Genomic DNA, 24921 nt, shown 5'->3' with positions numbered 1-24921 from the left:
AGGGCGTATTTCGGGTTTACCTGCATCGCCCTTGTTATCACGATGGTGAGTTTTGATCACTGCGCGTGTAGATATGCCTCATACCAGCGGCTGAGTTGTTCAGTTACCGGGCGATGTTCGGCGCTAAAGGGGCGGCCATCCAATGCTTTTACTGGTGTAATTCCCGCCAGCGTGCCAGTGACAAAGGCTTCATCGGCGGTGAGCGCTTCTGCCAGCGTAAAATCCTGAGTTTTGACAGTGAGTCCGTTGGCGTGAGCGAGATCGATAAGGGTCTGGCGGGTAATGCCGTTAAAACAGTAACGCCCCGATGACGTCCACAGCTCACCGCGGCGAACGATAAAAAAGTTGGTGGAGTTGCAACTGGCGACAAAACCGTGCGGGTCCAGCATCAGTGCCTCATCGGCTCCCGCTTGCAATGCCTGTAGCAGCGCCTGAATGAGATTAAGTCGGCTGTGCGAATTGAGTCGCAGATCGAAGACGTCCGGTGTGCTGGTGCGGTAAGTGGACGTAAACAACGTCAGCCCGCGCTTTTTCGCCGCCGTATCGACGACCTTGTATTCCGCCACGCACACGATGGTTGCACCGCCGATAATGAAGCGAGGATCCTGATTCGGAGTATGCTTTTTCCCACGGGTAATCATCAGACGAATATGTGCGCCATCGGTCATCCCGTTAACGGCGAGCGTGTTATAGAGGATAGCGGTCAGCGCTTCTCTGCTATGGCCGATATCTAGTTGGATCGCGGCGGCACCCTCGAACAGGCGATCCAGATGGGCATCCAGCGCAATCAGGTGGCCGTTAACCAGACGCAATCCTTCCCATACGCCGTCACCGCACACATAGCCGGAATCAAAGATCGACACCACCGCGTTGTCGCGATGAACAAATTCTCCATTCACATACACTTGTACGTCGTTGTTGCGCGGATCTTGCAAATAGGCCTGACTGCTTTGGCTGGATAACGTCGGTTGCATTGTGCTGTTCCTGGATGTGAATGATAATTAAAAGGCTCGCTCGGCAAAGCGGGCAAGAAAAGCCTGTGTACGCGGCTGCTGCGGATTTTTGAGCACCTGCTCGGCGCTGCCCATTTCATGGATCACGCCATTTTCGATAAACACGACGCGATCGGCGAAGTGATAGGCAAACCCCAGTTCATGGGTGACCAACAGAAGGGTGCGACCTTCGTCCGCTAACGCGCGGATGGTGTGCAGCACTTCGCCCACCAGTTCGGGATCCAGTGATGACGTCGGTTCATCGAACAGCATGATCTCTGGCGACATCGCCAGCGCACGAGCTATCGCCACCCGCTGTTGTTGCCCGCCGGACAGGTTGCTGGGGCGAGCGTCTTGCTTATTGCTTAGTCCGACCTTTTCCAACTGGGCTTTGGCGATGATATCTGCTTCATGTCTCGGCATTTTTTTCACTGACACGAGTGCTTCTCGCACGTTTTCCAGCACGGTGAGATGGGGAAACAGATTGAACTGCTGAAACACCATTCCTACACGTTCTCGCACGGCGCAAAGCTGTTTCTCTGGGTAGTCACGCTGACCTTGTGCATTGGTTTTTCCCAGCGCTACGCCATCCAGTTCAATGGTGCCTGCACTGGGGATCTCCATGAAATTCAGGCAACGCAGCAGGGTGCTTTTTCCCGAACCGCTGCCGCCGATAATGGCAATTTTTTCGCCGCGTCGAACATCCAGATCGATACCTTTCAATACCTCAACGGCACCGAAGCGCTTCTGGAGTCCGCGAATGCGCAGGACGATATCTTCACTTAAAACACATTCTTCACTTAAAACACTGTCTTCACGCATAGCAATCCTGTATCGCTGTCAGGCTAGGGGGTTGAACGGAAACGACGTTCAAGTCGTGCGGCGAGGTAGCTCCCCGGCCAGATCAAAACGAAATAGAGCAGTGCCACCACCGTCAGGATTTCCAACGGACGATAATAGGTGCTGCTTAGCAACCGCCCTTGGTACATCAGTTCGTTGACGGCCAGTATGGAAGCCAGTGAGGTGACCTTAGCCAGCTCGATCATTCGGTTAGTTAAGGCGGGCAGCATGTTGCGTAATACCTGTGGCAGAACCACGCGCCGCAGAATCACCGTGTGTCGCATGCCCAACGCTTTTGCGCCTTCCCACTGTCCGTGGTCGATGGATTGCAGTCCGGCGCGGAAAATTTCGGTGCAGTACGCGGCGCTATACAGCGTCAGAGCCAGCGCTGCGGCGGCAAAGGTACTAAACTGCACACCGACCAAAACCGGGAAGGCGTAATAAAACCAGATTAGTTGAATCAGGACGGGCGTATTACGGAATATTTCGACGAACATTCTGGCGGATAATGACAGCCAGCGTTTTCCAAATACGCGAAAAATACCCAAAGCCAACCCCAGCACGGTTCCCAGCACGCCGGCTATCAGCCACAGTTCGAGCGTGACGCTAAGGCCTTTCAGTAATACGGGAATGTTGTCCCAGACCAGTGAGAAATCCCATTGATAGTGCATGATGTTCCTTACGCGAGCCGACGGTCTGCCAGCGACAGCCGTTTCTCAATATGTTGACTAAACAGGCTAATCAGCAGCAGCAGGGTGAAATACATCACGGCCACCAGACTGTAGACCTCAAGCGGTCGGTAGGTTTGGCTGTTGAGCTGCATCGCCTGATAAAGCAGTTCGCTATAGGCCAGTGAGGAAGCCAGCGAGGTGGATTTGATGAGTTCAAACGAACGTTCGATAAAAGGTGGGATCATCCTGCGCAACGCCTGCGGGAGAATGACCCGGCGCAATGCCGTCGATTGTGGCATGCCGAGCGATTTTGCCCCTTCCCACTGTCCTGGGTGAATCGAGGAAATCGCTCCCCGATAGACCTCAGCATAGAAGGCGCCGGACTGTGCCGACAGCGCGATGACGGCGGCGGTGAAAGGCGAAAATGTTAAGGGCGTAATAACGGGCAGGGCGTAGTAAATCCAGAAAAAATGCACAATCGCGGGCGTATTACGATAGAAGCCAATCAACATCACGGCGGGCAGGCGCAATAACAACCGAGGCGACATTTTCATCGCGGCGAGCACCATGCCTGCCAACATTCCGATCAAGATGCTGGTAGCACCGATCTTTATCGTTCCCCATAGCCCCTCCAACAGCAGTTGGTGGTAAGGCCAGATGGCGGAAAAATCCCACTGATATGACATAGATACAGAACCCCTGGAAATGGCGTATACCCGTCATACTTCAAGTTGCATGTGCGTTGGCTACGCTTACTCACCCGAATCACTTACCTGAGTAAGCTCATCGGGACTCCCTCGCTTGCCGCCTGCCTGAAACTCGAATTATTTAGGGTATATTAGGAAATAGGTTTCTTATTTTGTTAGAACTGATGCATCTTAGCAGGTCGAAAAAATGATAAATAAATAATAAAACGTGGTGTTAATATTCCTTTTATTTATAAAAGAATGGCGGTACGCCGATGCCTCACTCTGCTGCATTACCTCTGACGTTGCGTCTGGCGACCTTTGCCCATCGATTGACGATTCAGGACATTCCTGCTGCATTGAGAAGAAAAATTGCGCTGCATTTTATCGACAGCCTGGGCTGCGGCATTGCCGGTGCAAAGAGTCAGGTGGTGCAGGATTGTGCGCGTGTCACCCGCCTGCATTATGCTGCGGGTAACAGTCCAATATTGGATGGTGGAGCGCCGTTGGCGGCTATTGGCGCGGCGTTTTTGAATGCGGCGGCGATCAATGCGCTGGATTACGATGACGGCTATGAAGTTGCTGGACGCGGCATGGGGCACCCCGGTGCCTCGCTGGTTGCCGCTGTGCTGGCGGCGCTAGGGTCTCGTCCGATCGATGGCGAAACGCTGATCTGTGCGCTGGCTGCTGCGTATGAAATCAATGGTCGGATCATTCAATCTCAGCAACCGAGTCCGACGCGTTTTCAGCAGGTTTATGGCGTGTGCCAGCATGAGTCGGTAGGTGCAGCGGTGGCCTACGGATTGCTGACGGGGTGTGATGCCGAAGGATTAGAGAACGCGATTGGGTTGGCGGCGTCGTTGACGCCGTTGCCCAGCTTGCACAAATACAACTGGCGGCAGCGACCGCTGGTTTCCTTTAAGGATTACAACGCGCCAGCCGCAGAAGCGGGCGTCCGTGGCGTTGAGTTGCACCACGGCGGGATTATTGGTCCAAGAGATGTGCTGTCAGGCGAACAGGGATTCTGGCGCATGATGGGGTCAGATCGTTTTGATGAGACGATCTTGCTGGCCGGGTTGGGAGAGCAGTGGGCGATCCAGCACGCCAGTTTCAAAGCGTATCCGGCCTGCCGCTGGATACATACTGCACTGGAATCCTTCGAACGCGTACAGCACGAACGGGCACTCGCGCCGCAGCACATCGATGTTATTCGGGTCAAAGGCAGCCAGAGGTTGGCCGCTGACTTTATGGATACACGGCCGCAAAATGAAACGGATGCGCAGTTCAGTCTGCCGTTTGCGCTGGCCTGTCTTGCCTACCGTATTCCGCGCCATCGCTGGAGCGCGGACGATACGTTAACCAATCCGGCGCTTCTGGTGCTAGCCGAGAAGGTTCATGTTGAGGTGTCCCCCGAACTTGACCAGCTTATGGCGCAGGCGCGCCGTCCGGTGTTGCAGGTTGAGGTCATCATACGGGGGAAAACTGTGGTGGGTGAGCGCATTGCTTTTCCGCTGGGGTGTATGGAGCACCCGTTAGAGGAAAGCGGCATCATGGAGAAATTTGCGGAGAATCTATCGTCACGCTTTGCCCCTGCTGATAGTGTGCAGGCAATGGCGGCGCTCTCTGAGCTTGAGCAATGTAAGGATGTGGCCGCACTGGTTACGCCGCTGATGCAGAAGATGTCCTGAATCCGTTCAGGACTGTTCTGCTATCCGATTCTGATCTATTTCCAGTCTTCTTTAACGACCGATGGCACTTTGCTGACGTCCACGCCGCGCAGTTTGAGCGCCTGTTCATAGTAGTGCTGCGTCTTGCCGGACTTATACAGCTTGGCAAACTCGTCATTCAGGAAGTTGTGGAAGGTCTGGTCGGCTTCTTTACGGATTGCTCCGCTGGTGCTGACCTCAATAATCGGCTTCGGCAGAATCAAATTACCTTTGCCGACTTTAGCCTGTTGCAGCGCCAGAGCCGGATGGAAATACGACAGTGCATCGACACGGCCAGCATAGAATGCGGCTACGCCCTCATCCATATTCGGGAAGCGCACCAACTGTGCTTTTGGCAGGCGTTTGGTCAGAATCAGGTCTGGACTGGAACCCAGCGTGACGCCGATCTTAACATCCTCCCGATTGAGGTCGTCCCAGTTGGTGACGGCAATACCGTCACGAATCAACACCCCTTGTGCATACCAAAAGAAAGGCTGTTCAGGAAAATCGACCGCTTTCTTCCGCTCTTCCGTCGGGTCGAGTACCAGCATGGTATCGATCTGACCCGTTTGTAAGGCGGCAATCGCGTTACCCCAGGTGGTTTCTACCGTCACCAGCTTCACGCCAAGATCGTTGGCTAACTCCTTGCCAATGTTATAGCCGATGCCGTCCCATTCTCCGGTCGACGGATTTTTAAAATACCACGGCTCGCCCTGTGCCACGCCGATGCGTAATTCACCGGTCTGTTTGATGTGTTGCCACGTTGATGGCTGTGTTTCCGCAGCCTGACTGAAAAAGGAGGCGCTAACCAGCGTCATCGCCATGAATACCTGGTGAAGAGAACGTTTCATAATAGTTACCCTGATGATTGAGCTTTAATCGAGGCGATATGTTTCGCTCATGCAGAGTAGCGAAATGCTTATGGCGAAATTAGTCTTTTTTGCCTTATCTCATTCCAGATAAATATAAGTATTAGCCGGGAGAAAAAGCGCGTTGGGCAGCGGTCTGCTTCGCGGTCGGGCGTGGTGTCTGGGGTGGCTGTGTTTGTCTCATCATTGAGCGGATCAGCAATGCCATTATTTCCCAGTTTTTTACCTGCGAAAGGGCATAGCAATAATTTCGCTATGCTTTCTCATTATGGGTAATTGACGAACGATGCTGATTTAACAGGTCGTGGCACTATTATTGACGCGTCACGACCTGTTGATGTGCTTTATTGATCGACAACGGAACCGTCGACGTGCAGTCGGGTTTTCAGGCCGCGACGGCGGTAGGGGAAGCGGTTCTCCAGATCGTCTGCCAACTCAATACCGATGCCGGACTGCGTTGGGATCTCCATAAATCCATCTACGCATTTGAACGTGTTCTTCACGACGTCTTTTTTCCGCACGCCGTTCTCTACGCCCGTCGCCCCAAATTTTTCCGACAGTGCGGGTTGATCATCCCCCGGATACTCCAGCAGCGCAAAATTCGGGATGCTGACGGCGATCTGTAAACAGGCTGCGGTAGAGACGGGGCTAAGCGGGTTATGCGGCACGACCATCAAATCATTGGCCTCTGCCAAGGCTGCTACTTTTTTCGCGCCGGTAATCCCGCCGCACATGCAGACGTCAGGACGCACATAGGCGACGGCATTACGACGAATTAGCATCGCGAATTCCTGCGGATTATTCAGGCGTTCACCGGTGGCGATAGGAATATTGATTTTGTCGGCCACTTCCGCCATTGAATCGAAGTTATCCGCGCCGATGGGGTCTTCAATAAAATAGGGATAAAACGGCTCAATGCCGCGCGCGAATACCACGGCATCGGCAGGTTTTAGACGGCGGTGGATTTCGATACACAGGTCGACATCGTTACCGACCGCTTCCCGATAGAGGCCGATGCGCTCAATGGCTTCGCCGATCTCTTTGGCGTGGGTGGTGAAATAGGGCGTATCGCGAGATTCATCCAGAAAAGGCGTCAGATGGCCAATCGCGGTAAAACCGTCAGCTTTGGCTTTTTTCAGATTGGCGATGGTTTCTTCGGTGGTGCGTCCTCCCGCATGCGCATAAACGCGCGCCTTGTCACGGCAGCGCCCGCCCAGCAGGTTATAAACCGGCGTATCGTAATACTTGCCCGCGATATCCCACAGGGCGATATCGATAGCGCTGATGGCACCCATGATGGCGGCACCACGAAAATGCCAGCAGCGGTACATATACTGCCAGTGGTGCTCAATACGCAGCGGGTCTTGCCCGATCAGGTAAGTGCGTAATGCCTCCACCGCGCCTTTTGACGCATCGAGAAAGCCCCAGGCACCGGATTCGCCGATGCCCGTCAGCCCCTCGTCGGTGGTGACCTCAACAAACATATAGCGGTTCGCTAAAATTACGCGCACATCGGTAATTTTCATCAACACTTTCCTTAAGTTAGCCTGCTTAGCATTAAATCTACTCACAGAGGTGTACGAGTTGTCAACGCTGGTGTCAGCCGCGGACGCACTCGGTGCCGAATGGCACGCCTGGCTGAGCGAGATCGGTACGGATAACGCGTGCAATACCGTTTATCAGATATCCTTATCCTGAATCTCTATAAAAGAAATGGCGGGTTGCCGTTATAGTGATGGTGAAATAAGTAATTAGAAGTCCCCTTATTATTTCTGGCGTCGTTTGATAATCGTTCGGCGTCGCGGGTATTCATCGTAAACAACACTGCATTGATTGTTATTTCCTGCCGCTATCGGCGGGCGGGCGTTTTTATCCCTAAAACATGTGGAATAAAGGCAGAGTTATTGCGTGATATATCCATAACACATATATCTATAACGAATAGAAAGGTGAGCAAAATGGGAACCCTCGCATTACAGCAGCGTATCAGTAGTAGTATTGAACAGCATCGCGAAGAATATATTGCGATTTCCCAGGATATTCATGCGCATCCTGAAACGGGCAATAATGAATATTACGCCAGCGGGCTATTAACGGATTTATTAAAGAAGCATCACTTTACGGTAACGCTGAATGTTGCCGGACATGAAACGGCTTTTTATGCCGAAAAGGACAGCGGCAAACCGGGGCCGACCATTGCCTACCTCGCTGAATACGACGCGTTGATTGATATCGGCCACGCCTGCGGTCACAACATTATCGGAGTAACCAGTCTGGCGGCGGCGATTGCGCTGGCAGAGGTTATTGATCAGACCGGCGGCAAGGTGGTGGTGCTGGGAACGCCAGCCGAAGAAGGTGGCCTGCGTGGTAAAGGCGGAATTAATGGCAACGTGAAGGCGCGTTTTGTCGAACACGGCTTCCTTGATAAGGTCGATGTCGCACTGATGGTGCATCCGTCAGGAAAAACGCGGCTCACCGGGCCGTCACTGGCGAATAATCACCTCTATTTTCATTTTTACGGTAAACCCTCCCACGCCGGAAGTTCACCACATAAAGGCGTAAATGCGCTGGATGCGCTCGTGCTGCTTTACAACGGGATCAGCGTGCTGCGCCAGCAACTGCCGGACGGTGTTCGGGTTCACGGCATTATCACCAACGGCGGACAGGCACCGAATGTGATTCCGGAATACGCTTCCGCCCACTATTACATCCGTGCCAAAACGCGTGAAGAGGTGCTGGCGTTGGAACCGCGTATTCGCGCGATTGCGGATGGCGTCGCGTTGGCGACGGGGACGACAGTAAAGATCGAACATCAGGTAGGCCCGCGCGATTTCCTGATCAACCACGCGCTGAATGCGATCCTGCTTGAGGAGTTCACCGCCGCAGGAGAAGTTGTCGATCAAAACGCGAAAGAGGGCATCGGTTCGACGGACGCCGGAGATATCAGCCACGCGGTGCCGACGGCACACCCCACCATTAAAATCGGTCCTGACGATCTGATCGGCCACACCGTGCCATTCCGTGAAGCGGCAAATTCTCCACTCGGTTACGCCGCGCTGCTGACGGGCGCGCAGGTACTGGCTCGAACCGGCCTGCGACTGTTGACGGATGCTCGCGCGTTACAGGATGCCAAAGATGAGTTTGCGGGTCGTCGCTCGGTTACTGCCGCCGCCTGATGTTGCGTTTGAACTGGCTGAATATCATAAAAATAGTGGAGTTTCCCATCAATGAAATGGTTTAACTTTCCTGCCGCGGCACTCTTGCTGGCGGCCAGTTTACCCTGGGGGATCGCGCTGGCGGAGACCGTCAATCGCGATGCAACGCTGAATATCGCGTATGGCAAACGACCGGGTACGCTCGATCCTTACCTGACAACCAATAGTGCGACCACGGACGTGGTGCGCCACATATTTGAACAGCTTTTTACGATTAACGATCGGTTTGAACCGGTGCCGGAACTGGTTGAACGCTATTCGCTGAGTGATGACCGTAAGGTCTACACGTTTGTACTGCGCGACGGCATCCGCTTTCATGATGGTCAGCCGCTAACGGCAGACGATGTGGTGGCATCGATGAACCGCTGGCTGGCCGTTTCCACGCAAGGGAAGGCCAACCTGCCGGGGGCGCAGTTTAGCCGGATTGACGAGCGTACCGTTCAACTGACGGTACAGACGCCGTCTCTGATTACGCTGAATGTACTGGCCGACTTGAAAAATCTGCCTTCCATTATGCCCAAGCGCCTCATTGATGAAGCCAATACCAGCAAGAAACCGGTGAGTGAACTGATTGGTACCGGCCCTTACAAGCTGGCGGAGTTCAAACAGGGAGATTATCTGCACCTGGCGCGTTATGACGGCTACGTCTCACGTAGCGAACCGGCGAACGGTCTGTCGGGTCAGAAGAAGGCAGAGGTGAAAGACATCTGGTTTCGCTATATCACGGATGAGTCCACCCGGCTGGCGGGGGCATTGACCGGTGAATATGACGTCGTTTTTGATTTGCCGAAAGACAACATTGACGCGCTCAATAGTGCCCGTGATGTGAAGCTGTACCGCCCCGAAGCGGGGGGATCGCTCATCACCTACCTGTTCAACAAGAATCGTGGGCCGTTTGCCGATGTGAAACTGCGTCAGGCGTTCAATCTGGCGCTCGACGTCCATCAGGTGCTGTTGGCGGGTTACAGCGATCCACGCTTTTTCAGGGAAGATTCGTCGTTAGGTTTTCCTGAGCAGGTAGATTGGCACAGTGAAGCCGGTAAGCCTTACTGGAATCAGCATAAGCTGGACGAGGCCAGAAAGCTGGTGAAAGAATCTGGCTATAACGGCGAAGAAGTGGTGATCATCGCCACCAAGGAGTACGCCGAATTGTACAATCTGGCGATTGTCGCACAGCAGGTTCTCAAACAGATTGGCGTGAAATCTCGTCTTGATGTCTATGATTGGGCCACGGTGTTACAGCGGCGTCAGGATCCTAAAAACTTCGATCTGTGCGCGTTGGAGTTTTCCATGCGTCAGGTGCTGCATCAGTATCCTTTCCTTGATTCCCGTGCCAAATTCCCCGGCTTGAGCAATAGCCCGGAAATCGATGCGTTGCTGGATGATATCAAGCAGGCGCCGTCGCTACAGGCGGCAAGAGGATTGGTGGACAAACTCCACGTTCAAACCTGGACCTATCTGCCGGTGATTGTGCTGGGGCGCACCACACCCGATGCGGTCGCGATCAAGCACCATGTTCACGGCTACCGGGATTTAATCGGTCCCGTCCTGTGGAACGTCAGCATCACAAAACCGTAAGCGGAGAAGTGAATGGGATGGTTTATTTTCCATCGACTGCTGGCACTGATACCGGTACTGCTGGTGGTCTCCATTGTGGTGTTTTGTCTGGTTCATCTGGCTCCGGGCGATCCGGTGCTGGTGATACTGGGTAATGATGCCAGTCCGGGGGATGTCGCCGCGCTGCGTCAGCAAATGGGGCTGAATAAGCCCCTGCTGGCACAGTTTGTCGTGTGGTTTGGTGCGGTGTTGCGTGGCGATCTCGGCCATTCGCTATTCATGAACGCCAGCGTGATGTCGCTTTTTTTGCAGCATCTGCAACCCACGCTGGCACTGGCGCTCTATGCGCAAGGGTTGGCGCTGCTGCTGGGTTTGGCTGCCGGCGTGCTTAGCGCGTCGCAACAGGGACGGCTGTTGGATCGCCTGATTATGGGGCTGGCGGCGGTGGGGATGTCGATTCCCGGTTTTTTACTCGGGCTGTTTCTGATTTTCTTTTTTGCCGTGCAGTTGCGCTGGTTTCCGGTTGTGGGGTACAGCTCGACGCGCGGCGATGTGCTGGTAAATCTGTGGTATATGACGCTCCCGGCGCTGGCGTTAGGGTTGCGCATTGCCGCCCTGATTGCCCGCATGACGCGTGCAGTGATGCTCGACGTGTTGAGCGAAAACTACATTAAAACGGCGCGTGCCAAAGGTGTGTCGGAATACCGGGTTTTACTGCGCCACGGCTTGAAAAATGCGCTCCTGCCTATTTTAACCATCTGCGGTGAATCCTTCGGTTCACTTGTGACGGGAACGATTGTGATTGAAAGCGTGTTCGGCATTCCCGGCGTGGGCTCGCTGGTGGTGGATTCCATCGAGCGGCGAGATTTCTCTGTGATTCAGGGCGCGGTACTGCTGATTACCATCAGCTATGTTCTGATTAACCTGGCGGTGGATATTCTGGGGCATGCCGTTGACCCGCGTATCTCGCTATCAGGGGAGAAAGAGTGACATGAAATCGCTGTTCTCCAATTCACTCCTGACCACGGGTGTCGCTATCCTGCTGCTTATTCTGGTTGTCGCGATAGGGGGCGCGTTTCTTAGCCCTTACGATCCCTACGCGCTGAATCCTCTGGCTCGTCTGTCCTCACCTTCGCTTCAGCACTGGTTTGGCACCGATAATTTTGGCCGCGATGTGTTCGTGCGAGTGGCGATTGCGGTACAAATCTCGCTGTCCGTTGGAGGAGCCGTGGCGCTGATTTCAGGGGCGATTGGTACGCTGATTGGGCTGTTGTGCACCTGGTATCGTCTGCTCGATGCGATCATTATGCGGGTTTGTGACGGGCTGTTTGCTTTTCCTTCTCTGCTGCTGGCGATTTCCATCGTCGGTATTCTTGGCCCCAACCCCGCCAATGTCGTACTGGCGCTATCGCTGGTGTATGTGCCGTCGGTAGCACGGGTGATGCGGGCGGCGGCGCTGGTGATCAAGGAAAAAAATTACATCGAGGCGCTGCGTGCTCAGGGGGCAACGAGTCGCCGGATTATCTGGTTGCACATTCTGCCCAACGTGGTATCGCCACTGATCGTTCAAGTGTCGTGGATCTTCTCGGTTGCGATCCTCACGGAGGCGGCGCTGAGCTTTTTAGGTTCGGGGATCCCTGCACCAACGCCCAGCCTGGGTAATTTATTGTTAGAGGGGAAAAAAGTGATTTTTACCTCCTGGTGGATGACCTTTTTTCCCGGTATTGCCATTGTGCTTTTGATTCTGTCGCTGAATATGATTGGAGACGGCCTGCGCGATATCTCTGACCCCACGCTTAAACCGCTTTCACGTCGGGTTTCCCGTCTGCTGAAAGCAGCAATGACCCCAAAGTGAATATGATGAGTGAAACGCCGCTACTGTCTGTCAAAGACCTGAGAGTCACGTTTGCCATGCCGTCTGGCCTCTTGCACCCCGTTCGAGGGATCTCTTTTGAGGTGAAACCGCGTGAGACGCTGGGCATCATCGGTGAATCTGGCTGTGGTAAAAGCGTCACCGCCGATGCGTTGATGGGGCTATTGCCTCCACGCGCTAGCCGGGTCGACGGCGAGGCCAGTCTGAACGGCCAGCCGCTGCTGTCGCTGTCAGATGAGGCGCGACGACGCCTGCGTGGTAATGCGTTGGCAATGATTTTTCAGGACCCGCTCTCCAGTCTTAATCCGGTTTATACCGTCGGTGAACAGATAGAGGAAAGCCTGCGCCAGCACACCACGCTATCGCGTCAGGCGCGGAAAGCGCGGATACATGAACTGCTTACACAGGTGGGGATACCCGATCCGGCGGCCTGTGCCGTGAGCTATCCGCATCGGCTATCCGGCGGGATGCGTCAGCGCGTGATGATTGCTATCGCCATTGCCTGCGGGCCGGGCTTGCTGATTGCCGATGAGCCGACAACGGCGCTCGACGTCACCATTCAGGCGCAGATTCTCTCGCTGTTGGATAAGTTAAAAGCCGAAACCGACATGGGCATCGTGCTGATTACTCACGATCTGTCGGTGGTGGCGCAGATGTGTCAGCGCGTGATCGTGATGTATCTGGGGGAAGTGGTGGAGCAGGCGGATGTGTTCACGCTGTTTGATCATGCTCGTCATCCTTATACCCAGGCGCTGCTGCGTGCGGTGCCTAATCTTGATGCGCCGCGTAAAAGCGAACTACCGGAGATAACTGGCAGTGTCCCTCCGCTGTCCCATCCGCCAACCGGCTGTGGTTTTGCCCCGCGCTGCCCGCTGGCGGATGAACGTTGTCACCGTTCTCCGCCTGCACTCTCCGTGGTTGACGGAGCGGACCATCGTGTACGCTGTTGGAAAGTGGACAGCCTCGGGAGCGGCGTATGATCGCGCCGTTATTACAGGTGAAAAACCTGCGTAAAACCTTTCGGGTCGGACACGGATGGCGCAAAAAAACGCTGGTGGCGCTGGATGATGTCAGTTTCCATATTTTCCCCGGTGAAACTTACGCACTGGTTGGGGAGTCGGGCAGTGGCAAAAGTACCACGGGGCGCAGTATTTTAGGGCTGACACCCGCGAATACCGGTGAATTGCACTTTGCCGGTCACGATCTCCGACAACAGAGTGCAGAGCAGCTACGACAGTTGCGGCGCGACATGCAGATGATCTTTCAAGACCCGCTCTCCTCGCTCGACCCCAAGCGTAGCGTCGGGTATAGCATTGAAGAACCGCTGATTATCCACGGAATACACGACAGCCAATGGCGCAAGGCGCAGGTAGTCAAGATGTTGACGCGAGTCGGGTTTACCGCTGCGGATGCGGGACGGTTTCCGCATGAGTTTTCCGGCGGGCAGCGCCAGCGTATCGGGATTGCTCGCGCACTGGTGCTGGAACCTAAATTGATTGTGTGTGATGAACCGGTTTCGGCGCTGGATGTCTCTATCCAGTCGCAAATTCTGAATTTGCTTTTGGCGTTACAGCGGGAGCAGGGGTTGGCGTATTTGTTTATCGCTCACGATCTGAGCGTGGTACACCATATTGCCGATCGTATTGGTGTGATGTATCGCGGGCGTATTGTCGAAGAAGCGCCCGCTGCGACGCTGTTTTCACAGGCGCGTCATCCGTATACGCGCTTTCTGTTGGCATCGATTCCGCCTGCGCATCCGCGGTTAAAGCGGGCTGTTCAGATTGACGCGCTGCAAAGACAAGATGGCGGGTGTCAGTTTGACGAACCGACACCTGGCACACTGGCGCGATGCCGCATACACCCAACGCAAGAATATTGGATCGATGCGGAGCATCGCGTCGCCTGTACCCAATCAGAGATGCCCTGACAGGCGCTGGTGAATTTTGCTGCTGTGGTTATCCAGCCCGATGATAGCGACGTTCGCCTCGTAACGGTGATAGCGGGTTTCGATAGCGTCGAGCGCCGCCACGCTGGAGGCATCCCAGATTTGGGCGTGCGTCAGATCGATGGTGACGTTTTGCGGATCCTGTGCATACAGGAAGTGCTCGAAGAGATCGTTGCTGCTGCCAAAGAACAGCGGCCCGCGTACCGTGTAGCGTACCGACTGCCCGTCTTCACTCACATGACGTTCCGCATGAATAACGTGTGCCACGCGGCGTGCAAACAGCAGGATGGCAAAGATCACGCCACCCGCCACGCCGATCGCCAGATTTCCCGTCGAGACGGTAGCGATAACTGTTACGATGACCACCAGCGTTTCCGACAGCGGCATCCGTTTCAGCGTCGTAGGGTGCAGGCTATGCCAGTTCATCGTTTTCAACGCGACAATCATCATAATCCCTGCCAGCACCACCATCGGAATCTTAGCCATGATCTCGCTCAGGCCGGTCACCAGCAGCAACAGTACCAGTGCGGCGGCGAGGGTAGAGATACGTGTGCGTGCTTTCCCTAACTCCACATTGACCACGGTTTGTCCGATCATCGCACACCCGGCAATGCCGCCGTAGAATCCGGCGAAAATATTCGAAACGCCCAGTCCCCAGCATTCGCGGCGCTTGCTGGACGGGGTATCCGTGATGTCGTCGACCAGTTTGGCGGTTAACAGCGATTCCATCAGCCCGACAAAGGCAATACTCAGTGCGGTCGGCCAGATGATGTGCAGCGTTTCAAGATTGAATGGCACTAGCCATCGGGTGAAATTTGGCAATCCGGGCTGCATGGGGCCAGCATCGCCGACGTTAGGCACCGTGATGCCGGTAAACATCGCAATCGCGGTCACCGTCACAATCGCGACCAGCGGTGCGGGAATACTTTTCACCACATAAGGCAGCAGCAACACGATTGCCACCGTCAGCGCAAACAACAGCCAGACCAGCGAGGACTGCCCGTAAATATGCGGCACCTGTGCGGCGAAAATCAGGATACCCAGTGCATTCACGAAACCGATCATCACCGAACGGGGGATGTAGCGCATCATTCTCGCTAACCCAGCCAGCCCAAACAGAATCTGGATGATCCCCGCCATAATCACCGCGGGCAGAATATAGGCCACGCCGTGTGCGTGCACCATCGGGCCGATAACCAGCGCCACGGCACCCGCCGCCGCCGTAACCATCGCCGGTCTGCCGCCGAGAAAGGACATGGTGAAGCACAAGACAATAGAGGCGAACAGGCTGACTTTTGGGTCTACGCCCGCGATGATAGAAAACGAAATCACCTCGGGAATAAGCGCCAGCGCGGTGATAGTGCCCGCCAAAATTTCGCGCATCAGCAGCGAGGGCGATCGTAAGGCTGCAAGCGTTGACGTGGTTGATTGAACCGGCGTCGGTGTTGCATTGGGGGATGAAATCATATGTGCAGGCTTAATTTTTGTAGTCAATGACGAAAGGCGGGAGAGGATAAATTATCGGCAGTATAAAAGATACTGTCCTGTGTTGGCAGTCAGTTGGGGTACGAAGGGGAGGATAGCGCTTTCGCTCTATCCGCCCACACATTGTGTTTTCTTCCGCGATCGGCTACCCGCTAAGCGTTGCTGAATGAATTGCTGTTGCCTCGCACTGGGGAACGGTAGCTGTACGATGATATGTTCTGTGATGCCATACCGATGCACTACATTATTACCAGCTTAATCATCTGCGGTAGGATTTAGGTTAAGCGAGCGATTCATTGCCACGATATCTTCATGAGTAGGGTTTGCCCCCAGTTTGCCAAACAACTCTGGTAGGCGATCGCGCTTCGCCGCGGCTTCGCCCTTCACGGCTGCTGCCAGGCCTTTCTTCATCGTTTCCACATCGTAATCACAGCAGTAGGCTGGTGTTGACGGTTGCTGCCGCCATGATTCTTCCAGGGAGCCTGCATCGACAGCATCAAAGCCTGTGTCATTCACCAAATTCATGACAATCTGTTTTAACGCGGCGTTATCGCCCGCTACGGCAATAGCCAAACGTGATGTCGAACCTTTTGGCGTCCCAAGCTCTGCAAGCGACCAGGCGAGAATGTTGTTGAAGGCTTTGATCACGGGATGTGAGAGTTGTTGTGACACCCATACGCTTTCAGTCATACCGCCATCAATTTCAGGAATATGCGGATCGCGTAAGCCTGGGTAATAGTTGCTGGTATCGATTAGCGGTACCGTCTCGGGAAGGTCATCAAAAAACCCTTTTGGCAGCGATGCCAGTGCGGGTAGTGGAATTGACAAAATAATCGCGTCGACTCCCTTAACTGCGCCATAGACGTCCACTGCCGTAGCCCCGATTTCATCGGCAAAGCTCTGAACGCCATGAATGCCTTTGGAATTCGCAACGCGTACCTGATGACCCGCGGCTATAAGTTTGCGTGCAAGGGTTCCGCCAATGTTGCCTGTCCCGATAATGCCTATTTCCATGTTTTTGCCTCTTGTCATTAAGGTAAGCTGATTGTTCTGGTTATATTAGGATGTACAGGTTAATGTAACAAGAACACACCAATAAGTGGGTAGCGGCCTAAAAGGTAAGTATGAAGAAAGAACGTGTCTGGAATTGTGAGGATCCCCAGCAGCGGTTGGTATGGGCGGCGGCGACCACCGAGGCCCTTCGGGTACTGGAGGGAAAGTGGAAAATCATCATCATCTGTCAACTCTTTGCGGCCAAGGGCCCGATACGCTTTTCTGACCTGGAGCGTCTGGTTGAAGGCGTTAACCAGAAGATGCTTATTCAGCAACTTCGGCAACTGGAGAGCGATGGCATAGTTATACGTACAATTTATCCGCAAGTGCCCCCCCGAGTTGAATATACGCTGAGCAACATGGGCATTGCGTTGGGGCCCGCGATGGAAGCATTGATCGACTGGGCTGAAGAAAGGCGCCGTATTATGGATATAAAATCTGAGGCAAGATAATCCATGAGGATATGTTGCCTTACGATGACTTTACATGCGGGTTTCCATACCCGATCTTGACCTTTTGGTTTCATGCTAAGCGCGCCATTGCTTTCATTCTTCTTAGACCCACACAAGTTTTTAGGCTAATTTTTATACGCCCATCACACGGGCCATGATGGCCTGATGTAACCAGCGTGGAGTGGCCCAGGTCAGCAAGGTAATTGCCTTATTTCCCATACCTGGAATCACGCTCATTCGTCCGGCCTGAAGCGCACGGATGCCAGCCTGAACAACAGGTTTAGGCTGCATCATTGCTCCTTTTAATAGAGGCGTTATTTTCTGGTTGGCGACGGTAGCAAAGCCGGTATCAGACATACCGGGGCAAAGCGCGGTGACAATAATGCCGTCGTTTTTAAGCTCACGATGCAGAGCATCGGAGAACCTGAGCACATACGCTTTCGCTGCTGAGTAAACGGCAAAGTTCTTTACGCCCTGATACGACAGCAGGCTGGCGACCATCAAAATATGTCCTTTCCGCCTGACGCGCATATCTTCCGCAAAGAGCCGAGTCATTGCTGTCAAACTTGCGATATCCAGATTGATCATGTCCAGCGCGTCATCCAGCGGTTGATCCAAGAAGCTGCCCTGCAAACCATGGCCAGCATTGTTAATTAATATATCAACCACAATATTTTGTTCCCGCAGTCGACTGTGCAAATCGCTGATTGCGGTCATCACGGAAAGATCGGCCTGTTCAACCATCACATCAATGTTAAAACGCTCCCGCAATTCCGCTGCCAGCAATTCAAGCTTGTTGAGCCGTCGTGCCACCAGGATGAGTGATTTTCCCTGTGCGGCGTATTGACGGGCGAACTCTTCACCAAATCCGCTTGAAGCCCCAGTGATGAGCACCCATGCATTGCTTTTTGCTGTCATGTTAATAACTCCGGTTGTTTATTGTGAACGGTGCAGGTACTCGTCGATGGCTGTCTACGCACCGGTACATGGGGATCTTAGGGCATCCTCTCGGCGACTTCTGGAGGCTGCCAGCCGCCGCCGAGCGCTTTGAATGCGGCGACCGCTGCGCGTGCAGATTCCGTCTGGGCCTGCGCTCTGGCGTCGGAAGTCTGCAACAGGGTTTCATCGTTGTGCAGGACGTCAATCAGGCTGGCTGTCCCTTTCTGATAAGCGATGAAAGATGACTGGCGTGCGCTAGCCAACGCAGTTTCGCCTGCGGTTAATGTTGTTGTCTGCGTCTCGCGATTGAGCAGTGCCGAGAATGCGTTCTCAACGTCTTCGGTCGCGCTTAATATTGACAGGCGGTAAGCTGCCAATGCTTCGGCTTCCTGTCCCTTAGCCTGATCGATCTGAGCGTTAATGCGGCCGAAATCGAAGAGCCGCCAGCGTAACCCCAATACACCCGCCGATTGGTTAGCACCGTTGGAGAACAGGTTGCCGCTCGATACTGACGTTGCGCTGCCGAGTAATGCGCTGAGTGAGAATTTAGGATAATACTCGCTGATGGCGACTCCGATACGCGCATTGGATGCCGCGAGATGGCGTTCGGCTACGATAATATCGGGTCTGCGACGTAGCAGATCGGCAGGTGTACCCGTTGATATGAACTGTGGGGATGGTGGAATGGCACCCGAAGAAGCCAACTGAGCGCGATGGGTTCCGGGAGGTGTGCCGAGCATGACGTCCAGCGCGTTCATCGCGCTATCTATCCCTATCTGGAGAACCGGCACGCTAGCCTGAACCTGTGAAAGTGCGCCTTCGATTTGGCGGACTTGATACTCTGCGGCGAGTCCTTTGCTGTGGAGTAGCTGTACCTTGTCCCGCAGTTCTTGCTGCGTATTGACCTGCCTATTGGCGATCTCTAGCCGAGCTTGTAATCCGCGCAGAGTAATATAGATATCGGCAGTCTGTGCGGCGACGGCCAGACGAGTGGCTGCGACGCCAGCCTCTGAAGCCTGATAGTCAGCCAGTGCTGCCTGACGATCGCGCCTCAAACCGCCGAATATATCAAGCTCCCAGCTTGCGTTAAGGTTGGTTTCATAGGCATTCCCGTAGCGATTATAGCCAGGAGTCGAGTTGAGTAACCGACCTTGTGGCGTTTCAATCGACTGATAGGCGCGAGCACCTTGTCCGTTGATGCTGCCCGATGGCAGCAGAGCCGCAGTTGCCGCACTAAGCCCGGCGCGTGACTGGATCACCCGCGCAGATGCCTGGGCTAAATCAAGATTCTGTGCGAGTGCGCTTGAAACTAACTCACTCAGTAAGGGATCATTGAAGCCCTCCCACCAGACCGCAATGTTGGTCGACTGGATTGCGTTTCCTTGTTTTGCGATGGATTGTTGCGCAGCAGATTGTTTTGCGACAGATTGCTGGACGGCGGATTGCGCCTGATAACGATCCGATAGCGGAGCGTCTGGGCGATGATAATCCGGTCCAACCGCGCAACCGGCCATTAAACTGGTTGCCACAATCAGGGCAAGGGTATGGAGGGATGACATAGCAATTCCTTGAGTCAAAAAGTAAGTGACCATATTACGAATTGGTCACTCGTTGTCAATCATAGCCCGATGAGCTAAGCTTGGAAAATGACTAAACGTATGAATACATATCCCCCGCGCGGGCCGTCGGACCATAGCGTTCGCGATCAGATTGTGGATGCTGCCACTGAGCACTTCGGACATTTTGGCTATGAAAAGACAACCGTGTCCGATCTGGCCAAAGCGATTGGTTTTTCTAAGGCATATATCTACAAATTTTTTGATTCCAAACAGGCGATTGGCGAGGTGATTTGCGCTAACCGACTGGCGATGATTATGGATGCTGTCAATTCAGCGATTGCGGATGCGCCAACCGCTTCAGAAAAGCTGAGACGCCTGTTCAGAGCCTTAACAGAGGCGAGCAGTGACTTATTTTTCCATGACCGCAAGCTTTATGACATCGCGGCTGTGTCTTCCCGCGATCGGTGGCCTTCAGCAGCGACATATGAAGAAAAGCTACGTCAACTTATTCAGCAAATTATTCTTGAAGGACGACAATCCGGGGAGTTTGAACGCAAGACGCCGTTGGATGAGGCGACGACGGCGCTCTGTCTGGTCATGCGCCCTTATATCAGCCCCGTTCAACTGCAATACAATCTGGATACGGCAGCGTCAGCGGCGGTGTTACTGTCGTCGTTGATATTACGTAGCCTGGCACCTTAAATAGGTGACCATTGACAATATTGGTCACTAGTTGGAGAATGTGGTTTCTGTCCTGTTAATGTAATAAGGGAACCCATGCTTCGGCTCAAATCTGCCACTATCGCTGTTTGCCTGTTGCCTCTCGCCCTGGTGGCGTGCGGTGACGCTTCTGACGTCGACGATCCCCGCAATCTGCCTCCTCTGGTGAGAGCGGCTACCGTGGTAAGCGCCGCTGAGATTGCTCGCTCGTTTACTGGCGTCGTCGTCGCCCGAATTCAAAGCGATCTGGGTTTTCGGGTGCAAGGAAAAATCCTTGAACGTCTGGTGGACACTGGCCAGACCGTAAAACGCGGTCAGCCTTTGATGCGTTTGGACCCCATCGATCTCAGCTTGCAGTCACAAGCCCAGCAGCAAGCTGTTACTGCTGCCCGGGCCCGTGCCAAGCAGGCGATCGATGACGAAGCACGCTACCGAGGTCTGGTTGCTGCAGGTGCTATATCCGCTTCAGCCTACGATCAGATAAAGGCGGCTGCTGAGACAGCGAAAGCGGATCTGAGCGCTGCGCAGGCTCAGGCCGATGTGGCGCGTAATGCTACGGGATACGCCGTACTGCTGGCCGATGCAGACGGCGTGGTGGTAGAAACGCTGGCTGAACCAGGGCAGGTGGTTAGTGCAGGGCAGCCTGTCATCCGACTGGCGCGAGCGGGGCAGCGGGAGGCCATCGTGCAATTACCAGAGACGCTACGTCCGGCTGTCGGAAGCGAAGCTCAGGCAACGCTGTACGGTATCGATAAACAGCCAGTTCCAGCGAAACTGCGACTCCTCTCCGATGCGGCAGACCCTGTGACACGCACCTTCGAGGCGAGGTATGTCCTTGAGGGCGCGTTGGCGAGCGCGCCGCTTGGATCCACTGTCACGCTCAATATTGCTGAAGGTAAGTTACCTGCTCAAGTTCTTCAGGTGCCTATCGCTGCTATTTATGATACGGGCAAAGGACCGGGTGTCTGGGGTATTTCAGGCAAACCCGCCAAAGTGTCGTGGCGACCCGTACAAGTGCTTGGCTTGAGTGATGATGCGGCGAGGGTGACTAGCGACCTACAGTCCGGTGAACAGATTGTGGCTTTAGGCGCACATCTGTTGCATGACGGTGAAGCAGTCCGAACGATTGCACAGAGCGATGTCAGTGTCGCCGGGAGCCGACCATGAGCGAGGGGCGATTCAATCTTTCGGCGCTTGCCGTGCGTGAGCGCTCAATCACACTGTTCCTTATTATCCTGATTACGGTAGCCGGCATTCTCTCGTTCTTCGAACTGGGACGCGCGGAAGATCCACCCTTTACGGTCAAGCAGATGACGATTATTTCTGCCTGGCCGGGTGCTACCGCGCAGGAAATGCAGGATCAGGTCGCTGAACCGCTTGAAAAGCGTATGCAAGAGCTCAAATGGTATGACCGTAGTGAGACTTACACACGTCCTGGACTGGCTTTTACCATGCTGTCATTGCAGGACGGTACACCGCCTTCACAGGTGCAGGAAGAATTTTATCAGGCGCGTAAGAAGCTCGGTGATGAGGCGAAGAATCTGCCAGCAGGTGTGATCGGACCGATGGTTAACGACGAATTCTCCGATGTCACCTTTGCGCTCTTTGCGCTGAAGGCAAAGGGGGAGCCACAGCGGCTGCTGGTCCGCGATGCGGAATCGTTGCGCCAGCGTCTGCTTCATGTACCCGGAGTGAAGAAAGTCAATATCATCGGCGAGCAGGCTGAGCGTATCTTTGTCTCGTTCTCTCATGATCGACTGGCAACGCTGGGTATTGCTCCGCAGGATATTTTCTCCGCTCTCAACAGCCAGAACGTATTGACGCCTGCCGGCTCGATTGACACCAACGGACCGCAGGTTTTTATTCGCCTTGATGGCGCCTTCGACAAACTGGAAAAGATCCGCGAAACGCCAATCGTCGTACAGGGCAGGACACTACAGCTTGCGGATGTGGCAACCGTTGAACGTGGCTACGAAGATCCTGCGACCTTCCTGGTCCGCAACCAGAGTGAGCCAGCGCTGTTGCTAGGCATCATTATGCGTGAGGGTTGGAACGGTCTGGATTTGGGTAAGGTACTGGATGTCGAGACGACTAAAATCAATGAGGGTATGCCGCTCGGCATGACGTTCACGAAAGTTACCGATCAGTCAGTGAATATCAGTTCGTCCGTCGATGAATTCATGATCAAATTTTTCGTCGCGCTGCTCGTCGTGATGGTGGTCTGCTTTGTCAGTATGGGCTGGCGCGTGGGAGTGGTGGTCGCTGCTGCCGTGCCGTTGACGTTGGCTATCGTCTTCGTGGTGATGGAGGCTTCCGGCAAAAATTTCGACCGTATTACGCTGGGTTCATTGATTCTGGCACTGGGTTTGTTGGTCGACGATGCCATCATCGCCATCGAAATGATGGTGGTGAAAATGGAAGAGGGCTATGACCGCGTTAAAGCCTCGGCCTATGCCTGGAGTCACACGGCGGCACCGATGCTGGCCGGCACGCTGGTGACGGCCGTCGGTTTTATGCCCAATGGGTTTGCGCAGTCCACCGCCGGTGAGTACACCAGCAACATGTTCTGGATTGTGGGTATCGCTCTGATCGCTTCGTGGGTGGTAGCAGTGGTCTTTACACCTTATCTGGGCGTGAAAATGCTGCCGGATATCAAAGCGGTGCAGGGGGGGCACGCAGCCATTTACGACACGCGCCATTACAACCGCTTTCGCCGGGTGCTGACCCGCGTCATCGCGCGAAAATGGATAGTGGCAGGTACTGTTATTGCCGTCTTTACTGTCGCGATCTTAGGTATGGGATTGGTGAAAAAACAATTCTTCCCGACCTCCGATCGGCCTGAAGTTTTGGTAGAAGTACAGATGCCTTATGGCACCTCCATTGAACAGACCAGCGCGGCGGCGGCGAAGATAGAAGATTGGCTGAGCAAGCAGGAAGAGGCAAAAATCGTTACGTCTTATATCGGGCAGGGTTCACCACGTTTCTTCCTTGCTATGGCACCAGAACTGCCCGATCCGTCGTTTGCGAAGATTGTTGTGCGGACGGATAACCCAGAAGCACGCGAGGCGCTGAAGTTTCGACTTCGTGCAGTCGCGGCTGAGGGGCTGGTACCTGAAGCGCGTGTCCGCGTGACCCAACTGGTGTTTGGCCCGTATTCTCCCTACCCGGTGGCCTACCGTGTCATGGGGCCGGATCCATCTCATCTACGCGAGATTGCAGGCAAGGTAGAAAAGGTGATGCTGGATAGCCCGATGATGAGAACCGTCAACACTGACTGGGGCACGAAGGTACCGACGCTGCATTTTACGCTCAACCAAGATCGCCTACAGGCGGTGGGCTTGACATCGAATGCCGTCGCTCAGCAGCTTCAATTCCTGCTATCGGGCGTTCCGATCACGTCGGTGCGTGAAGACATTCGTTCGGTGCAAGTTATGGCACGCGCTGCGGGGAATATCCGACTCGATCCTGAAAAGATAGCGGGCTTTACGCTGGTGGGTTCTGCTGGTCAGCGTATTCCTTTGTCACAGATAGGGGATGTCGGTGTGCAGATGGAAGACCCTATTCTGCGCCGTCGCGATCGTACCCCGACGATCACCGTGCGCGGTGATATCGCTGAAAACCTGCAACCGCCGGATGTCTCGACGGCAATCCTGAAACAGTTACAGCCCGTCATCGATACACTACCGGCCGGATATCGTATTGAGCAGGCTGGGCCAATTGAAGAATCGGCAAAAGCCACCGGGGCGATGGCTCCGCTGTTCCCTATCATGATTGCCATGACGCTATTGATAATCATCCTACAGGTGCGCTCGATGTCGGCGATGGTGATGGTCTTCCTCACTGCACCACTGGGGCTGATTGGGGTAGTGCCAACGCTGCTGATCTTCAACCAGCCGTTTGGCATCAATGCGCTTGTGGGACTGATTGCGCTGTCGGGTATCCTGATGCGTAACACGTTGATCCTGATAGGGCAGATCCATCACAACGAGCAGGAAGGGCTCGCGCCGTTCCACGCGGTGGTTGAAGCGACAGTACAGCGAGCCCGGCCGGTGTTGCTGACGGCGATGGCTGCCATTCTGGCATTTATCCCGCTGACGCACTCGGTGTTCTGGGGAACGCTGGCTTATACCCTGATTGGCGGGACATTTGGCGGCACCATCATCACGCTGGTGTTCCTGCCTGCAATGTATGCCATCTGGTTCAAAATACGCCCTGACCATCAAGCGTATACCGATAAATTAGTCTCGGTATAAACGGTGCTGATACAGAAAATGATCGGTAATAACAATACATTGTAGCGATCCCTCTCTACATTTTTGTGCCTACTGGCGTGGAACCTATTTTCACGCTAGTCATTGC

The 24921-nt window shown here is 54.3% G+C and carries 21 protein-coding genes; 11 read left to right on the top strand and 10 right to left on the bottom strand.

Annotated elements, in window-relative coordinates; all coding sequences use genetic code 11:
- Positions 1-56: 56 nt before the first annotated feature.
- Genes A7983_RS00595 through A7983_RS00580 form a run of 4 tightly spaced genes read right to left on the bottom strand, consistent with a single transcriptional unit; the run spans position 57 to position 3189 of the window.
- Positions 57-974 carry an aminotransferase class IV gene (locus tag A7983_RS00595; protein ID WP_005969758.1) on the bottom strand — a complete coding sequence of 306 codons (918 nt, stop codon included), beginning with the start codon at positions 972-974 and terminating at the stop codon, positions 57-59.
- Between the two features lie 27 nt (positions 975-1001).
- Positions 1002-1814, bottom strand: a complete 813-nt coding sequence (locus A7983_RS00590; RefSeq protein WP_005969756.1) for an amino acid ABC transporter ATP-binding protein — start codon at positions 1812-1814, stop codon at positions 1002-1004.
- Positions 1815-1837: 23 nt separating this feature from the next.
- Positions 1838-2503 (bottom strand): amino acid ABC transporter permease, encoded by a 666-nt coding sequence (locus tag A7983_RS00585; protein ID WP_005969754.1) that lies wholly within the window; start codon positions 2501-2503, stop codon positions 1838-1840.
- A gap of 8 nt (positions 2504-2511) precedes the next feature.
- Positions 2512-3189: an amino acid ABC transporter permease gene (locus A7983_RS00580; RefSeq protein ID WP_005969752.1), complete on the bottom strand. Its 678-nt coding sequence runs from the start codon at positions 3187-3189 to the stop codon at positions 2512-2514.
- A gap of 275 nt (positions 3190-3464) precedes the next feature.
- On the opposite strand from A7983_RS00580, the gene A7983_RS00575 reads away from it, so the two are divergent.
- A complete protein-coding gene (locus tag A7983_RS00575; protein ID WP_005969750.1) occupies positions 3465-4877 on the top strand; it encodes an MmgE/PrpD family protein in 1413 nt (470 codons plus the stop codon).
- 35 nt (positions 4878-4912) lie between these two features.
- Here the strand turns inward: A7983_RS00575 and A7983_RS00570 are convergent, their stop codons facing one another.
- Together A7983_RS00570 and A7983_RS00565 are read right to left on the bottom strand one after the other, a co-directional pair.
- The gene (locus tag A7983_RS00570) at positions 4913-5746 is read right to left on the bottom strand and encodes a transporter substrate-binding domain-containing protein (RefSeq protein ID WP_005969748.1); all 834 of its coding nucleotides are present in this window, start codon (positions 5744-5746) and stop codon (positions 4913-4915) included.
- Between the two features lie 362 nt (positions 5747-6108).
- Positions 6109-7290 (bottom strand): mandelate racemase/muconate lactonizing enzyme family protein, encoded by a 1182-nt coding sequence (locus A7983_RS00565; RefSeq protein ID WP_005969746.1) that lies wholly within the window; start codon positions 7288-7290, stop codon positions 6109-6111.
- Between the two features lie 432 nt (positions 7291-7722).
- Between A7983_RS00565 and A7983_RS00560 the strand changes: the two genes are divergently transcribed.
- Genes A7983_RS00560 through A7983_RS00535 form a run of 6 tightly spaced genes read left to right on the top strand, consistent with a single transcriptional unit; the run spans position 7723 to position 14336 of the window.
- Complete coding sequence (locus A7983_RS00560) at positions 7723-8940, top strand: M20 family metallopeptidase (RefSeq protein ID WP_005969744.1); 1218 nt, start codon at positions 7723-7725, stop codon at positions 8938-8940.
- A gap of 51 nt (positions 8941-8991) precedes the next feature.
- The gene (locus A7983_RS00555) at positions 8992-10557 is read left to right on the top strand and encodes an ABC transporter substrate-binding protein (protein ID WP_005969742.1); all 1566 of its coding nucleotides are present in this window, start codon (positions 8992-8994) and stop codon (positions 10555-10557) included.
- Positions 10558-10569: 12 nt separating this feature from the next.
- Positions 10570-11526: an ABC transporter permease gene (locus tag A7983_RS00550; protein ID WP_005969740.1), complete on the top strand. Its 957-nt coding sequence runs from the start codon at positions 10570-10572 to the stop codon at positions 11524-11526.
- Positions 11483-12391, top strand: coding sequence for an ABC transporter permease (locus tag A7983_RS00545; RefSeq protein WP_235778009.1), 909 nt, complete (start codon positions 11483-11485; stop codon positions 12389-12391). The genes A7983_RS00550 and A7983_RS00545 overlap by 44 nt, the downstream gene beginning before the upstream one ends.
- A 2-nt stretch (positions 12392-12393) precedes the next feature.
- Positions 12394-13389 carry an ABC transporter ATP-binding protein gene (locus A7983_RS00540; RefSeq protein ID WP_005969737.1) on the top strand — a complete coding sequence of 332 codons (996 nt, stop codon included), beginning with the start codon at positions 12394-12396 and terminating at the stop codon, positions 13387-13389.
- Positions 13386-14336: an ABC transporter ATP-binding protein gene (locus tag A7983_RS00535; protein WP_005969735.1), complete on the top strand. Its 951-nt coding sequence runs from the start codon at positions 13386-13388 to the stop codon at positions 14334-14336. Before A7983_RS00540 ends, A7983_RS00535 begins: the two co-directional genes overlap by 4 nt.
- On the opposite strand, the gene A7983_RS00530 is transcribed toward A7983_RS00535, so the two are convergent.
- Together A7983_RS00530 and A7983_RS00525 are read right to left on the bottom strand one after the other, a co-directional pair.
- Entirely contained in the window at positions 14322-15821 is a 1500-nt protein-coding gene (locus tag A7983_RS00530; RefSeq protein ID WP_005969733.1) for a SulP family inorganic anion transporter, read from the bottom strand. The two genes, A7983_RS00535 and A7983_RS00530, sit on opposite strands and share 15 nt — an antisense overlap.
- A gap of 273 nt (positions 15822-16094) precedes the next feature.
- Complete coding sequence (locus A7983_RS00525; RefSeq protein WP_161601947.1) at positions 16095-16871, bottom strand: NADPH-dependent F420 reductase; 777 nt, start codon at positions 16869-16871, stop codon at positions 16095-16097.
- Positions 16872-16963: 92 nt separating this feature from the next.
- Here A7983_RS00525 and A7983_RS00520 point away from each other — a divergent pair, with 92 nt between their 5' ends.
- Positions 16964-17344: a winged helix-turn-helix transcriptional regulator gene (locus tag A7983_RS00520; protein WP_005969729.1), complete on the top strand. Its 381-nt coding sequence runs from the start codon at positions 16964-16966 to the stop codon at positions 17342-17344.
- 132 nt (positions 17345-17476) lie between these two features.
- Here A7983_RS00520 and A7983_RS00515 read toward each other — a convergent pair whose 3' ends face one another.
- Together A7983_RS00515 and A7983_RS00510 are read right to left on the bottom strand one after the other, a co-directional pair.
- Positions 17477-18262 carry an SDR family NAD(P)-dependent oxidoreductase gene (locus A7983_RS00515; RefSeq protein ID WP_005969727.1) on the bottom strand — a complete coding sequence of 262 codons (786 nt, stop codon included), beginning with the start codon at positions 18260-18262 and terminating at the stop codon, positions 17477-17479.
- 77 nt (positions 18263-18339) lie between these two features.
- Complete coding sequence (locus A7983_RS00510) at positions 18340-19842, bottom strand: efflux transporter outer membrane subunit (RefSeq protein WP_005969724.1); 1503 nt, start codon at positions 19840-19842, stop codon at positions 18340-18342.
- Between the two features lie 87 nt (positions 19843-19929).
- Between A7983_RS00510 and A7983_RS00505 the strand changes: the two genes are divergently transcribed.
- From A7983_RS00505 to A7983_RS00495, 3 genes are all read left to right on the top strand, one after another.
- The gene (locus A7983_RS00505) at positions 19930-20544 is read left to right on the top strand and encodes a TetR/AcrR family transcriptional regulator (RefSeq protein ID WP_005969722.1); all 615 of its coding nucleotides are present in this window, start codon (positions 19930-19932) and stop codon (positions 20542-20544) included.
- Positions 20545-20619: 75 nt separating this feature from the next.
- Entirely contained in the window at positions 20620-21729 is a 1110-nt protein-coding gene (locus A7983_RS00500) for an efflux RND transporter periplasmic adaptor subunit (protein ID WP_005969720.1), read from the top strand.
- Positions 21726-24815, top strand: a complete 3090-nt coding sequence (locus A7983_RS00495; protein ID WP_005969718.1) for an efflux RND transporter permease subunit — start codon at positions 21726-21728, stop codon at positions 24813-24815. The genes A7983_RS00500 and A7983_RS00495 overlap by 4 nt, the downstream gene beginning before the upstream one ends.
- Positions 24816-24921: the final 106 nt, after the last annotated feature.

Origin of the sequence: Pectobacterium wasabiae CFBP 3304, from assembly GCF_001742185.1 — a bacterium.
Taxonomy (GTDB): Bacteria; Pseudomonadota; Gammaproteobacteria; order Enterobacterales; family Enterobacteriaceae; genus Pectobacterium; species Pectobacterium wasabiae.
This window is presented reverse-complemented; position numbering and strand designations above follow the sequence as displayed.